The 14,829-nt window shown below is 30.3% G+C and carries 14 protein-coding genes; all 14 read left to right on the plus strand.

Features of this window, described 5'->3' with window-relative positions; all coding sequences use genetic code 11:
* The first annotated feature begins 8 nt into the window (after positions 1-8).
* The 14 genes from C820_RS10030 to C820_RS10095 all read left to right on the plus strand — a co-directional run bounded on the left by C820_RS10030 (position 9) and on the right by C820_RS10095 (position 14,814).
* Positions 9-1,271 carry a M16 family metallopeptidase gene (locus C820_RS10030; RefSeq protein ID WP_004034259.1) on the plus strand — a complete coding sequence of 421 codons (1,263 nt, stop codon included), beginning with the start codon at positions 9-11 and terminating at the stop codon, positions 1,269-1,271.
* 81 nt (positions 1,272-1,352) lie between these two features.
* Positions 1,353-1,562 (plus strand): DUF378 domain-containing protein, encoded by a 210-nt coding sequence (locus C820_RS10035; RefSeq protein WP_004034257.1) that lies wholly within the window; start codon positions 1,353-1,355, stop codon positions 1,560-1,562.
* A gap of 63 nt (positions 1,563-1,625) precedes the next feature.
* Entirely contained in the window at positions 1,626-2,459 is an 834-nt protein-coding gene (gene dapF / locus C820_RS10040) for a diaminopimelate epimerase (protein WP_004034255.1), read from the plus strand.
* A gap of 67 nt (positions 2,460-2,526) precedes the next feature.
* Positions 2,527-3,765, plus strand: coding sequence for an LL-diaminopimelate aminotransferase (locus C820_RS10045; RefSeq protein ID WP_004034253.1), 1,239 nt, complete (start codon positions 2,527-2,529; stop codon positions 3,763-3,765).
* 80 nt (positions 3,766-3,845) lie between these two features.
* Positions 3,846-5,120: a GTPase HflX gene (hflX, locus tag C820_RS10050; protein ID WP_004034251.1), complete on the plus strand. Its 1,275-nt coding sequence runs from the start codon at positions 3,846-3,848 to the stop codon at positions 5,118-5,120.
* A gap of 208 nt (positions 5,121-5,328) precedes the next feature.
* The gene (locus C820_RS10055) at positions 5,329-5,610 is read left to right on the plus strand and encodes a DUF6514 family protein (RefSeq protein ID WP_004034249.1); all 282 of its coding nucleotides are present in this window, start codon (positions 5,329-5,331) and stop codon (positions 5,608-5,610) included.
* Between the two features lie 163 nt (positions 5,611-5,773).
* Complete coding sequence (locus C820_RS10060; RefSeq protein WP_004034247.1) at positions 5,774-7,879, plus strand: glutamine synthetase III family protein; 2,106 nt, start codon at positions 5,774-5,776, stop codon at positions 7,877-7,879.
* Between the two features lie 542 nt (positions 7,880-8,421).
* Positions 8,422-9,102 (plus strand): hypothetical protein, encoded by a 681-nt coding sequence (locus tag C820_RS10065; protein ID WP_004034246.1) that lies wholly within the window; start codon positions 8,422-8,424, stop codon positions 9,100-9,102.
* A gap of 26 nt (positions 9,103-9,128) precedes the next feature.
* Positions 9,129-9,344 carry a 4Fe-4S dicluster domain-containing protein gene (locus C820_RS10070; protein WP_004034245.1) on the plus strand — a complete coding sequence of 72 codons (216 nt, stop codon included), beginning with the start codon at positions 9,129-9,131 and terminating at the stop codon, positions 9,342-9,344.
* Positions 9,345-9,361: 17 nt separating this feature from the next.
* On the plus strand, positions 9,362-10,417 hold the full coding sequence (locus C820_RS10075; RefSeq protein WP_004034238.1) for a 3-methyl-2-oxobutanoate dehydrogenase subunit VorB: 1,056 nt from the start codon (positions 9,362-9,364) through the stop codon (positions 10,415-10,417).
* A complete protein-coding gene (locus tag C820_RS10080; RefSeq protein WP_004034237.1) occupies positions 10,417-11,166 on the plus strand; it encodes a thiamine pyrophosphate-dependent enzyme in 750 nt (249 codons plus the stop codon). The genes C820_RS10075 and C820_RS10080 overlap by 1 nt, the downstream gene beginning before the upstream one ends.
* Position 11,167: 1 nt before the next feature.
* Positions 11,168-11,719: a 2-oxoacid:ferredoxin oxidoreductase subunit gamma family protein gene (locus C820_RS10085; protein ID WP_004034236.1), complete on the plus strand. Its 552-nt coding sequence runs from the start codon at positions 11,168-11,170 to the stop codon at positions 11,717-11,719.
* A gap of 212 nt (positions 11,720-11,931) precedes the next feature.
* Complete coding sequence (locus C820_RS10090) at positions 11,932-12,966, plus strand: acyltransferase family protein (RefSeq protein WP_004034234.1); 1,035 nt, start codon at positions 11,932-11,934, stop codon at positions 12,964-12,966.
* Positions 12,967-13,014: 48 nt separating this feature from the next.
* A complete protein-coding gene (locus tag C820_RS10095) occupies positions 13,015-14,814 on the plus strand; it encodes a cell division protein ZapA (protein ID WP_162213036.1) in 1,800 nt (599 codons plus the stop codon).
* Positions 14,815-14,829: the final 15 nt, after the last annotated feature.

Raw genomic sequence — 14,829 nt, forward strand, 5'->3', positions numbered from 1 at the left:
AGTGTATTATGGTGATTATAAAAAAATTAGATAATGGTGTTAGAGTAGTGTTGGAAGAAATTGATTATGTAAGAAGTATTTCATTTGGTATATGGGTAAAAAATGGTTCTCGCAATGAACAATCAGAATATAATGGTATGTCCCATTTTATAGAACATATGCTTTTTAAAGGAACAGAAAACAGAACAGCAAAGCAAATTGCAGAAGAAATGGACGCTGTTGGAGGACAAATCAATGCTTATACCACAAAAGAATACACTTGTTATCATACAAGAGTGTTAGATAAACATTTTGACAGAGCATTAGATGTCATAAGTGATATGTTTTTGCATTCTCGTTTTGCACAAAAAGATATTGAAAAAGAAAGAAATGTCATAATAGAAGAAATCAATATGTATGAAGATGCACCAGAAGAATTAGTACATGATAGTTTACAAGAAGCAATTTGGAAAGACAGTAGTTTAGGTCAACCTATATTAGGTACTGTAGAAAGTATTTCAAAATTTCATACAGAAAATATGAAAGATTTTTTTGAAAGTCGTTATCATACAGAAAATACAGTTATTTCTGTAGCAGGACATTTTGATACAGAAGAAATGTTTTCAAAATTAAATAAAACATTAGGACAGTGGAAAAGAAAAAGTGATTTTGTATATTATGATACCAAAACAATATATACACCTGATATTGTAAAAAAAGAAAAAGATATTGAACAAGTACATTTATGTATAGCTTTTCCAGCATTAGAAAGAGACCACCCTCAAAAATATGCCTTGGCAGTATTTAATACAATATTTGGGGGAGGCATGAGCTCTCGCTTATTCCAAAAGGTAAGAGAAGAAAATGGTTTGACATATACTATATATAGTTATACTTCTGCTTATGTAGACAGTGGTTTATTTGCTATTTATGCTGGTATGAACCCTAATCAAACAGAAAAAGTAATAGAATTGATATTTGAGGAAATTAAAATGCTAAAACAGAATAAACTTTCTCAAAAACTAATTGATGTAACAAAAGAACAAATGATTAGCAATTTTATTATAGGACAGGAAAGTACAGTAAATTTGATGACTGCTTCAGGTGCTTCTGTGCTTTTAAGAGGATTTGTACAAGATACAGAGGAAATATTACAACAAATTGAAAAAATAACAGCAGAAGACATACAAAATGTAATAGAAAAAATATTTGTAAAACAAAATATGAGTATTTCTATTGTAGGAAATATTAAAAATGTTTGTTTAGAAAAAGCACTGGAAAATACTTTCTAATAAAATTGAATAACTTTGGAGAATATAATTGTGCGGAAAACCGCTTCATTTATTTATTATTTTCTAAAGGAGGTTGTATCTATGAAAAATATCAACTGGATAGTATTAACATTAGTTATCATAGGTGCATTAAACTGGGGACTAATAGGATTTTTTGGGTTTGATTTAGTGACATCTATATTTGGCGGTGCTTTTTTCTGGATTGCAAGAATTATATTTGCAGTAGTAGGATTAGCAGGAATATACGCATTAACATTTTATAAAGGCATATCGTCAACATCATCACGATAATATTTTTAGGGGCAATACTGCCCCGCATAGGATAAAAAGTTACATAAAAAGGGAGTGTTTTTTTTGAAATTTACAAAAATGGAAGGCTGCGGAAATGACTATATTTATATTAACTGTTTTGAAGAAACAGTAACAAATCCACAACAATTAGCAATAACAATGAGTGAAAGACATTTTGGTGTAGGAGCAGATGGCATAGTTATGATAATGCCAAGTGAAGAAGCTGATTTTAGAATGAGAATGTTTAATGCTGATGGCTCAGAGGGAGAAATGTGTGGTAATGCCAGTAGATGCGTTGGAAAATTTGTATACGACAAAGGTTTAACAAATAAAACAAATATTTCTCTTAGTACATTAGCAGGTATAAAATATTTACAATTACATATTAAAAATGGTATAGTAGATACAGTTACGGTAGATATGGGAGAGCCTATATTTGAAGGGAAAAAAATACCTACTATGAGTGATAGAGAATTTGTACAAAAAGAGGTGTTGTCAGCAAATGATAAAACATTTGAAATGACCTGTGTATCTATGGGAAATCCTCATGCAGTTACTTATGTAGAAAATACAGACAATTTTAATGTACAAAAATATGGAAGTGTATTAGAAAGTAATCCGTTTTTTCCTAATAAAGCAAATATTGAATTTGTACAAATAATAGATGATACCCATTTAAAAATGAGAGTGTGGGAAAGAGGTTCAGGAGAAACAATGGCTTGCGGAACAGGCGCTTGTGCTACAGTTGTAGCAACAGCAAAAAATGGTATCTGTAAAAGAGAAGCTGATGTGATACTTTTAGGTGGTACATTGCATATTCAATGGAATGAGCAAAACAATCATATTTATATGACAGGAGAAGCAAGATTTTGTTTTGATGGTGTATGGCTAAAATAAAACAACAACCAAAATCATATGATTTTGTATACATATACTTACGAAAAAAAGAAGGAGGAATTTTATTATGAAAGAAAGTTATATTCAAAATTTGATTGCGGAAAGATTGGGAGGAAAAAAATTCGGAAAGGATACAGTAATTTATAAATTTGAAAAAATAAAAAGAGCAAGACGTCTTGCTGAACAGGAACACCCTGAAATGGCTATGATTGATTTAGGCGTAGGAGAACCTGATGCTATGGCAGATGAAGGTGTTATTAAAACATTAGCAGAGCAAGCAGCAGTATGGGAAAACAGAGGATATACAGACAATGGCATATTAGAATTTCAGCAAGCAGCAGCAGAATATATGAAAAAAGTATATCATGTAGAAGGAATTGACCCAGAAACAGAAATTTGTCATGCTATTGGTTCTAAACCTGCTCTTGCTATGATGGCACAATGTTTTATCAATCCGGGAGATGTAACACTTATGACAGTACCAGGATATCCTGTTATGGGTACTATGACACAGTGGCTAGGAGGAGAAGTTTATAATATACCTTTGAAAAAAGAAAATAGCTATTTGCCTGATTTAAAAGCCATTCCTAAAGATATTGCAAAAAAAGCAAAACTTCTCTATATCAATTATCCTAATAATCCAACAGGAGCTTTTGCTACAGAAAAATTTTTTAAAGAGGTCATTGCATTTGCTAAAAAAAATAGTATACTAATAGTACAAGATGCAGCTTATGCAGCATTAACATTTGATGGCACAAAGCCATTAAGTATACTTTCTTTAGAAGGAGCAAAAGATGTTTGTATAGAAGTTCATTCTTTGAGTAAAGCTTTTAATATGACAGGTTGGAGAATGGCTTTTGTAGTAGGAAATGCTCTTGCCATAAAAGCATTTGCAACAGTAAAAGATAATAATGACTCTGGACAATTTGCAGCGATACAATTAGCTGGTAAATATGCTATGGAACATACAGAAATTACAGAAGAAACAAATAAAAAATATTCCCGCAGACATGATATGCTTGTAGAAACATTAACGAGTTTAGGCTTTGATGTAGTAAAACCAAAAGCATCATTTTATCTTTATTTTAAAGTACCAAAAGGAATAAAAGGAGGAGAAAGATTTAAAACAGGAGAGGACTTTAGTCAATATCTTATCAGAGAAAAATGTATTTCTACAGTACCATGGGACGATGTAGAACATTGTGTTAGAATGACAGTAACATTTTTAGCATATGGTGAACAGGAAGAAAGACAGGTTATGGAAGAAATTAAAAGAAGACTTTCTGATGTAGAATTTGAATTTTAACAGTAGTAACAAAAACTAATTAGCGTGCCGAGTTTATCGGAACGCTAATTTTGTACAAAATTATAGGAGTGAAAAATAATATGGCAAAACAAACACAACTTCATATATCAGAACAAACAAAAGAAAGAGTGATATTAGTAGCTGTAGATTTAGAAAATAATACGACGATGGATACAGAAGCTTGTTTAAATGAGCTAGAAGAACTAGTAAAAACAGCTGGTGCTGTTACAGTAGCAACAGTTGTGCAAAAAAGAGAAAGGATACATTCAGGCCATTATATAGGTAAAGGAAAAATTGAAGAAATTAAAATGATGATACAAACTTATGATGCTTCTGGTATTGTTTGTGATGATGAATTGTCACCTGCTCAAATGAAAAATTTGGAGCAAATGCTTCAAACTAAAATTATGGATAGAACAATGGTGATATTAGACATTTTTGCTTCTCGTGCTATGTCAAAAGAGGGAAAAATACAAGTAGAATTAGCACAGCTAAAATATAGATTATCAAGACTTGCAGGTATTGGTGCATCTATGTCACGTTTAGGAGGAGGTATTGGTACAAGAGGACCAGGAGAAACAAAATTAGAAACAAATCGTCGTCACATTAAAGACAGAATTGGAGAATTAAATCAAGAGTTAAATCAAATTCAAACACATAGACAGCTTTTAAGAAATCAAAGAAATAAAAAAGGAACACCATTATTATCATTGGTAGGGTATACAAATGCGGGAAAATCTACTTTAATTAACACACTTACAGATGCAGGCGTATTAGCAGAAGATAAACTTTTTGCTACATTAGATACTACTACTAGAAAAGTAAAATTACCTAATGGTACTGAAATATTACTTACAGACACTGTAGGTTTTATACAAAAATTACCTCATCATTTGATACAAGCATTTCGTGCTACATTAGAAGAATTAAATTTTGCAGATATTTTAATTCACGTAGTAGATGCTTCCAATGAAAATAGACAGGAACAAATGAACATAGTGTATCAAACATTAAAAGGACTGCATTGTGAAACAACACCAGTGATAACAGTATATAACAAAATAGATAAAAATGTACAAACACCTTTGCCTATTGATAATATTGCAAGAGATAAAGTGGCAATTTCTGCTAAAACTAAACAAGGTTTAGATAGTATGCTTGAAAAAATAGAAACATTATTAAAAAGTTTTCGTATAGCAATGAAAGTTTTTTTACCTTATACAGAAGGTAGTCTTTTAAATATGATACATGGAAAATGTGAAATTGTTGTAGAACAACATAGAGCAGAAGGGGTATATTTAGAAATATATGCACAACAAGAAATGGAAAATAGATTGCAAAAATATAAAATATAGTAATAAAAAGATATTTTAATAAAATATTTTGACAAATTATTACTTTGTACAACAGTATATTTCACAAAATAGTGTAATATACTGTCGTATATTATCTAATTTGTTGTAATTTGTACTATTTTGTAATAATATTTTAGTGGTATTTTATGTGAAAAGTCTATATAATATACTTCAGAAAATAAATACTCTAAATATAAAGGAGAGAAACATGGAACGTATATTGACTTTTTGCAAAAAAATAATTGATGAAACAGGTCAAGAGCATCTTTTGTATTATTGGCTATTAAAAAAGAAAACAAAGGGAACAGAAGATGCTATTTATGGTATAGAAATTACAAAATATAAACAAGAACAACTTATTGAAAAAGAACAAATTGCAAGTTTATCTACATCAGAAAGTCGTGTTGTGGAACTGATACAAAAAATGGCACGAGGAAATGTAACACCTATGACATTGCTTCCCCTCGCAGATGATTTTCTATCTGCATAAAACACATACATACACACAGCAAAAAACCGCCTCTAAAAAGGCGGTTTTTTGTTACATATTAGTATTGTATTTTTATGTTAATATCTGTAAAATAGATAAAGTCAAATATATAAGTAATTTTACTTATATAAGACAATATAAAAGCCGGGGAGGATGAAGATATATGCAGGAAAAAATTTCTATAGTAGAGCTTTATGGTACAAATGTATTCAATGATGCACAAATGAGAGAACACTTACCTAAAAGAATTTATACAGAGCTGCAGCATACTATTGAAGAAGGTGCAGAATTAAATGCTTCTGTTGCAGAAGTAGTAGCAAATGCTATGAAAGACTGGGCGATGGAAAGAGGAGCAACTCATTTTACACATTGGTTTCAGCCTATGACAGGTATTACAGCAGAAAAGCATGACTCTTTTTTAACAGTAAATAATGGAAAGGCAATTACAGAATTTTCTGGAAAAGAGTTAATAAAAGGAGAGTCTGATGCTTCTTCTTTCCCTTCTGGAGGATTAAGAGCAACATTTGAAGCAAGAGGTTATACAGCATGGGATTGTACTTCTCCTGCATTTTTAAGAGAGGACTCTGCGGGTGTAACACTTTGTATTCCAACGGCATTTTGTTCTTACACAGGGGAGGCATTAGACAAAAAAACACCTTTGCTTCGTTCTGTAGAAGCAATTAACAAACAAGCTTTAAGAGTATTACGTCTTTTCGGAAATACGACTTCTAAAAAAATCAATATTTATGCGGGAGCAGAACAAGAATATTTTTTAATAGATAGAGAATTATATAAAAAAAGAAAAGATTTAATATTTACAGGAAGAACATTGTTTGGTGCAGCTCCTCCAAAAGGACAAGAATTAGATGACCATTATTTTGGTAGTATTAAAGAAAGAATTGCAAAATTTATGAATGAATTAAATATTGAACTATGGAAAATGGGTGTTTCCGCAAAAACACAGCACAATGAAGTTGCACCAGCACAGCATGAGCTAGCTTTAATTTATGATACTTGCAATATTGCTACTGACCACAATCAGCTTGTTATGAAATCAATGAAAAGAATTGCAAGTCATCATGGTCTTGCTTGTTTGTTACATGAAAAACCATTTGCAGGGGTAAATGGAAGTGGAAAGCATAATAACTGGTCTATAGGTACAGATGATGGACAAAATTTATTAGACCCTGGTAAAACACCTCATGAAAATGCACAATTTTTATTGTTTTTAGTAGCTATAATTAAAGCGGTTGATTTGCACGCAGCATTAATTCGTCATTCTGCTTCTAATCCAGGAAATGACCATAGATTAGGTGCAGGAGAAGCTCCTCCAGCGATTGTTTCTATATTTTTAGGCGACCAGTTAACAGATATTTTTGAGCAAATAGAACATGGAGAAGCAACTTCTAGTATACAAGGGGGCAAAATGAAAGTTGGTGTAAATACATTACCTATACTTAAAAAAGATGCTACTGATAGAAATAGAACATCTCCTTTTGCTTTTACAGGGAATAAATTTGAGTTTCGTATGGTGCCATCTTCTGGTTCTATTTCTGGCCCTAATTTTATATTAAATACAGTAGTGGCAGACGTTTTGAAAGAATTTGCTGATATATTGGAAAAGGCGGAAGATTTTACAGCAACAGTACATGATTTAATTCATAAAACATATGTAGAACATAAAAGAGTGATATTTAATGGTAATGGATATTCTGAAGAATGGATTGAAGAAGCAGAAAAAAGAGGATTACCTAATTTGCCTACAATGGTAGATGCAATTCCAGCACTAACATACGATACTACAGTAGAAACATTTGAACGTCATAAAGTATTAAGCCGTTTAGAATTGCAATCTCGAGCAGAAATACATTATGAGTCCTATATCAAACAAATAAATATTGAAGCAAAAACAATGATAGATATTGCATCAAAACAAATATTGCCAGTAATTGTAAAGTATAAAAGTAGTATAGCACAGTCTTTAAGTGCTGTAAAAGAAGTAGAAGGCGATATTAGTATAGAAGAACAATTATTATGTGATATTACAGAAAATATAAAGTTATTTTATAAAAATTTAAAAATATTAGAACAAGAAACGGAAAAAGCACATCATTTACAATGTTCTAATCAAGAACAGGCTATATTTTATCGTGACCATGTAGCCAAAGCAATGGAAGAATTAAGAAAGCCAGCAGACAAGTTAGAGATGCTTGTAGATGAAGATATTTGGCCATTTCCAACTTATGGTGAACTTTTATTCAATATATAATAGGTTTTAAAATAATAAAAAATATGTAGAATATAAATAAAAATATGTTATAAAAATAAAATAAAGATATTATTGTTGTTAGACAACAATAATAAAAATAAAAAGTAAGACAGTTATTTCTTAGTGTATACAAGCCATGAAATAACTGTTTTTTTATTAACAAACACTGTAATGCAATAATATAAAAAAAGAACAAGCTTGTCAAACAATAAAAGGCTATTTTTGGCAAAATTCTAATAAAATACACAAAAATATACAAATAATATAATAAAAATAAATCATAAGTTATAATATATGATTATAAATGTTTTGTATTTTTTTAAAAAAAACAAAAAAATATTATAAAAATTATTGCATTATTGTGCAAGTTGAGTTATAATACAAACAGAAACAAGAAATTATATAAAAATGTATTAAAATAGATACAGTAATTGATTTTTATATTATGCAAGTTTGATAAGTAAAAGTGTATGAATGTACAATTTTTACAAAAGTATAAAAATCATTTTTTATTGAAATAGTATAATTAGGAGGTAGTATTTATGGTATACAATGATAAAAGAGTAACCATAATTACAGGGCATTATGGCAGTGGCAAAACAGAATTTGCTGTAAATTATGCTATGAAATTAAGTGAGATTTCTCCCAAAGTCACCCTAGGTGATTTGGATATTGTAAATGTATATTTTCGTTCCAGAGAGAGAAAAAAACAATTAGAAGAAATGGGTATTCATGTAATTTCTTCTAACTTGGAAGGAGATAGTGTAGATATTCCTGCAGTTGCAGCAATCGCATCTCCTGTAAGAGATAAATCAACAAAATATGTTGTTGATTTAGGTGGCAATGATGTAGGTACAATGGTACTTGGTAGATTAAAACCTCTCTTGGATAGTGCAGAAACAGATTTCCTTATGGTGGTTAATGTAAATAGACCAGATACCTCGTCCCCAGAAGGTATTTTAAGGGAAATGAAAAGCATTGAAGATGCTTCTGGCTTGCAAATAACGGGATTTATAAATAATACAAATCTTATCCGTGAAACAACAGCAGAAGATATTACAATGGGAGATAAAATACTCAAAGAAGCTAGTAAGCTTTCTGGAGTACCGATCAAATATACAACCTATGTGGAAGAAGTTATAAAAGATACAAAGAATTTACCTGATGATTTAGGTGGAAAGCTTTTTCCTCTGAAGTTTTATATGAGAAAAGATTGGATGTAGGCAAAAATAATGGAGGTGTATCAAAAATGGCAAAAGGTAAAGTAACGATTGACGAGAACTACTGTAAGGGCTGTGAATTGTGTGTTTCTGTTTGTCCAAAAAAAGTACTCAAATTATCAGAAACAAGAATTAATGAAGCAGGTTATAACCCAGCAGAAGTAGTAAATGATGACTGTATCGCTTGTACGAGTTGTGCAAGAATGTGTCCAGACTCAGCGATTACAGTGGAAAAAATAGATTAAGGGAGGAGGATTTTAATATGGCAAAGGTATTGATGAAAGGCAATGAAGCGATTGGAAAGGCGGCTATCGAAGCAGGTTGTAAATTCTTTTTTGGCTATCCTATTACACCACAAAGTGAATTGCCAGAGTATTTATCTGATGAATTACCAAAAGTAGGTGGTACTTTCGTTCAGGCAGAAAGTGAATTAGCAGCAATTAATATGGTATATGGTGCAGCAGCAGCAGGTGCGAGAGTATTAACAAGTTCCTCTTCTCCAGGACTCGCTTTAAAACAAGAAGGTATTGGTTATATTACAAATGCTGATTTGCCAGCAGTTATTGTAAATATGATGCGTGGAGGCCCAGGTCTTGGTACAATTCAACCAGGTCAAGCAGACTATCATATGTGTGTAAAAGGTGGTTCTAATGGTGACTATCATAATATCGTTTTAGCACCGGCTTCTGTACAAGAAGCAGTAGATATGGTTATGAATGCTTTCGATTTAGCTGATTTTTATAGAACTCCAGTTATTATTCTTTCTGATGGTTTGATTGGTCAAATGATGGAACCAGTTGAATTTAATTATTCTCCTATAAAATCTTTACCTTCAAAAGATGCTTGGGCATTAAAAGGTAAAGGTACAGGCGAAAAACACATGATTGTAAACTTAAACATGGACGCTGAAGACTGCGAAAATCACAATATTGCATTACAGAAAAAATATGATGTTATCGAAAAAGATGAGCAATCTTGGGAAGAATATTGCATGGACGATGCAGAATATGCTTTCGTTTCCTATGGTACTTCTTCCAGAATTGTAAAATCTTCTGTGGATACATTAAGAGCAGCAGGTTATAAAGTTGGTTTAATTCGTCCAAAAACATTATATCCATTCCCAGTAAACGCATTTAAAAGAGAAAGCATTAAGAAATATCTTGATGTTGAAATGAGCATGGGACAAATGGCAGATGATGTAAAACTTGCTTGTAATGATGTAGATAAAGTTGTATTCTATGGCAGAACTGGTGGTATTATATTGACACCAGAAGAAGTTGTTGAATTTGGTAAGTCTGTAATGGGAGGTGACAAATAATGTCAGTCGTATATGAAAAATCTAAAGCTTTAACAGATGTGAAATTACATTATTGCCCTGGCTGTGCTCATGGTATAGTACATAAATTACTGGCAGAATGTTTGGAAGAAATGGGTGAAACAGGAAACGCTATTGCTTGTGTACCTGTAGGTTGTGCTGTTATGGCAAATAAATATTTTAACTTTGATGCAATTCAATGTGCCCATGGTAGAGCTCCTGCTACTGCAACTGGTATTAAAAGAGTAGACCCTAGCAAAATAGTAATTACATATCAAGGTGATGGTGACTTAGCTTCCATCGGTACTTGTGAAATTGTTCATGCAGCAGCTAGAGGTGAAAAAGTTACAACTATTTTCATCAATAACGGTATTTATGGTATGACAGGTGGTCAGATGGCTCCTACAACATTACCAGGCATGAAAGCAACAACAGCAAAAAAAGGTAGAGATGTAAATGTACAGGGTAACCCTATTAGAGTAAGTGAAATGCTTGCAACATTAGATGGTCCTGCTTATATAGAAAGAGTTAGTGTAACAACACCTGGACAGGTAGCACAAACTAAAAAAGCAATTATGAAAGCATTAAAAGTACAAAAAGAAGGTCTTGGCTTTGGATTTGTAGAAGTTGTTTCAAGCTGTCCTACAAACTGGGGATTAACACCAGTAAAAGCAATGGAATATGTTAAAGAAAAAATGATTCCTTACTATCCTCTTGGCGTATTTAAGGATCTTACAGGGGAGGGAAAATAATATGAGTACACAAAGAGTATGTTGTGCAGGTTTCGGTGGTCAAGGTGTTTTAAGTATGGGCAAATTACTTGCTTATGCTGGCATGCTTGAGGGAAAAGAAGTTTCATGGTGTCCTTCTTACGGTCCTGAGATGCGTGGTGGTACAGCAAACTGCTCCATCGTTGTATCTGATGAACCAGTAGGTTCTCCAGTGATTACAGCAGGTGCTACAGCTTCTATCGTTATGAACCAACCATCTTATGACAAATTTGTGGAAATCGTTGGTGCAGGTGGAACAATTATATTAAATTCCAGTTTGATAGAATCAAAAGTAGAACGTACAGATGTAAAAGCATTTTATGTTCCAGCAAATGAAATCGCAAAAGATTTAGGCAATCCTAAATTAGCAAATATTATTTTATTAGGTGCTTTGTTAGAAGTTGATAAAACAGTATCAGAACAAGCTATTTTAGACGCATTTACAAAAGTATTTGGCGAAAATAAAGCAAAATTTATTCCTATCAATAAAGAAGCACTTGCAAAAGGTGCTGAATATGTAAGAAATCAGCAATAAAATATAGAAATCCTTTTATCAAAACCGACTTTGAACTGCCACAGATAATTGTGGCAGTTTTTCTATTTTATAAAAAAAGAGAAATAAATAAAACAAAATAAACTATATATTGTATATTTTTAAAGAAAACGGTATACTGAATAATATTGACGAAGTATTTTGGAAATATAAATAAATTTTTATAGCAAATTAGGTATGAAAGAGGGATTTTTTTGGAAAAAAAGCAAAAATTAACAGAACTATTTTTGTTAACATCATTTTTATGTTGCTTTGTGGTGTTAATACATACATCTTCAGAGGGAGTAACAAAATTAATAATAGGAAGTTGGCAACATAAAGTGTTTTTTATGTTTAATAAAGCACTTTCTTTTGTAGTACCAGGATTTGTATTTTTAAGTGGATTAAAATTAACATATTCTTATAAACAAAAGCCTTTTCATTTTCTCTATTTTATGAAAAAAAGATTTTTAAAAATATTAATTCCTTATATTTTTTGGTATATAATTTACTATAGATTTTTAACATCGCTTGAATTTATGACAGAAAAAACAATACAACAACATATTTTTAGTTTTATAATGGGGGATTTAATATCACCATTTTATTTTGTGACAATCATTTTTCAATTTTATTTATTATTTGGTATATTTTTGTATTTTGTAAGAAAATATAAATTAATATATGTTATTATAGTTTCTACAATTATACAATATGTTTATTTGAAGTATATTTATGTTCCATATGATGACAGGTTTTTTATGACATATTTTATTTATTTTGTATTGGGTTGTAGTATGGCAGAAAATTTAGAATTCTTTAAAAATAAAATACAAAAATATAACATTTTAATTTATGTATTTTTTCTTTTTTTTGTCTATTGGCATATTACACATTCTTATGCTTCAACTATAGAAGGAATTATTTACAGAAATTGGAGAATTTTTACTTGTTTATTTTCTATTAGTGGTATATTTGCATTTTACCATATTTCATATGTTATTACACAAAAAGCTTCAAAATGGTTTCTTTCCATTTTTAAAGCAATAGATGCAAGTAGTTTTTATATTTTTTTAGGGCATTGTTATGTATTATATTCTTGTAATGAACATTGGTTTAAAGTAGGTATACATTCCATATTTTATAAATTTATATTAAACTCTATCATTGTATTTTTCTTTTCTTTTTTTGTATCATTTCTATATGTTTTATGTAAAAAGAAATGGTATTCCATATATAAAAAAGTATGATATAATGAAATGTAATAAGTCCATAAAAGGATTTTAGGAGGGGTTTTTTTGCCAAAAAACAGAGTGAAAATTATTGTTGATGATAAGCCGTTTACATTAGTAGGAGAAGAAACAGAAGAACATATTAAACAAGTGGCTGATTATATCAACGTTAAAATACAAGAAGTAAAAGGGCTTAGTCCTCATATAGCTGCTGATGTTAGAATGACTCATGTGTTGACATCTATTAATGTTGCAGATGATTTTTTTAAAGAAAGAGAAAAAAATGCTGTATTAACAAAACAGCTAACAGATACAGAACGAAGAAGAGCATTAGAAGAAACAAGAAATAAACAAATGAAAGAGTTAAAGAAACTTTTAGAAGCAGCAAGAAATGCTATTGTAGAAAATCAAAATAAATTAAAACAAAAAGAAGAGCTACTATTAGAGGAAAAACAAAAATATCAAAATATTTCTGATGAATTGAAAAAATGTAAACAGAATTTAGAAACGTTAAAAAAAGAAAAGCAGCAGACAGAGGAACAATATAAACAAGCAAAAGAAACACTAGTACAAAAACAATCACAGTTTGATAAACTGGAAACAGAACAAAAACAACTGTCTGAAACAAAGGAAAGGTTAAAACAATGTGAAGAAGCATTAGAAAATATAAGGCAACAATGGAATGAGAGCAAAGAAAAGCTACAAGAAATAGAACAACAAAAAAATACATATCAACAACAGTTAGAGTTAGCAAATAACGAATTAAATGAACAAAATCATGTTACAGCATGGGAAGAAAAAGAAAGACAATATAATCAAGAATTAGATAGCTTGATATTACTTTTAGAAAGTGAAAAAAAACAGACACAACATTTACAGCAAAAAATAGAAGAAACTTCTCAATTAGAACAAAGAGAATTTGAAAGGCAGGCAATTTGGGAGAAAAAACAAAAAGAGGCTTCTTCTATACTTCAAAGTTTAACAATAGAATTAGAACAAGAGAAAACAAAATCAGAACAGTTACAAAGAGAATTAGCACAAAATGAACAAAAACAAGTAGAACAATCAGAAAACGAAAAAGAAAAATTACATACTGTTATAGCACAATTAGAACAAGAGAAAACAAAATCAGAACAGTTACAAAAAAAATTAGAACAAATTGAACAAAAACAAACAGAAGAAGTAGAAAACGAAAAAGAAAAATTACATACTGTTATAGCACAATTAGAACAAGAAAAAACAAAATCAGAACAATTACAAAAAGAGTTAGAACAAATTGAACAAAAACAAACAGAAGAAGTAGAAAACGAAAAAGAAAAATTACATACTGTTATAGCACAATTAGAACAGGAAAAAACAAAATCAGAACAATTACAAAAAGAGTTAGAACAAAACAAACAATATAAACAACAACTTTATGATATTCGTTTACAATTAGAAGAACAAACAAAAAAAGCGGAAGATTTGAAAAGCAAATTAGAAAAAGAAAAACAAATGAATATAGATGAGCACAAAAATCAATCTGTTTGGGAGAATAAACAAAAAGAATTAGAACATAAATTATTTGATTTGAATTTGCAATTAGAGCAAGAAAAAAGAAACACACAAGATTTACAGCAACAATTAACACAAAAAACAGAATTAGAACAAAAACAAAAAGAATTTTTGGAATTACAACAAAAATTAGATGAAAAAAATGAGTTTTCAGAATTACAACAATTACAAATAAAATTAGAAGAACAAACAAAATTAGCAGAAGAATTAAAACAAAAATTGAAAGAACAAGAAAAAAGAAATATGGAAGAAAATAGGCGTTTTAATTATAATAGAAGAAATCGTAGTCAAATAAAGGCACATAAAAAATAGTTAGAAAGGAGCATA

This window comes from Clostridium sp. MD294 (assembly GCF_000364165.2).
In the GTDB taxonomy this organism is placed as follows: domain Bacteria; phylum Bacillota; class Clostridia; order Lachnospirales; family Anaerotignaceae; genus Coprocola.

Bases quoted from the DNA above. Each gene is read 5' to 3' on its own strand.
- C820_RS10030 (WP_004034259.1), top strand. From the start codon at position 9: ATGGTGATTATAAAAAAATTAGATAATGGTGTTAGAGTAGTGTTGGAA.
- C820_RS10035 (WP_004034257.1), top strand. From the start codon at position 1,353: ATGAAAAATATCAACTGGATAGTATTAACATTAGTTATCATAGGTGCA.
- C820_RS10045 (WP_004034253.1), top strand. From the start codon at position 2,527: ATGAAAGAAAGTTATATTCAAAATTTGATTGCGGAAAGATTGGGAGGA.
- hflX (WP_004034251.1), top strand. From the start codon at position 3,846: ATGGCAAAACAAACACAACTTCATATATCAGAACAAACAAAAGAAAGA.
- C820_RS10055 (WP_004034249.1), top strand. From the start codon at position 5,329: ATGGAACGTATATTGACTTTTTGCAAAAAAATAATTGATGAAACAGGT.
- C820_RS10060 (WP_004034247.1), top strand. From the start codon at position 5,774: ATGCAGGAAAAAATTTCTATAGTAGAGCTTTATGGTACAAATGTATTC.
- C820_RS10065 (WP_004034246.1), top strand. From the start codon at position 8,422: ATGGTATACAATGATAAAAGAGTAACCATAATTACAGGGCATTATGGC.
- C820_RS10070 (WP_004034245.1), top strand. From the start codon at position 9,129: ATGGCAAAAGGTAAAGTAACGATTGACGAGAACTACTGTAAGGGCTGT.
- C820_RS10075 (WP_004034238.1), top strand. From the start codon at position 9,362: ATGGCAAAGGTATTGATGAAAGGCAATGAAGCGATTGGAAAGGCGGCT.
- C820_RS10080 (WP_004034237.1), top strand. From the start codon at position 10,417: ATGTCAGTCGTATATGAAAAATCTAAAGCTTTAACAGATGTGAAATTA.
- C820_RS10085 (WP_004034236.1), top strand. From the start codon at position 11,168: ATGAGTACACAAAGAGTATGTTGTGCAGGTTTCGGTGGTCAAGGTGTT.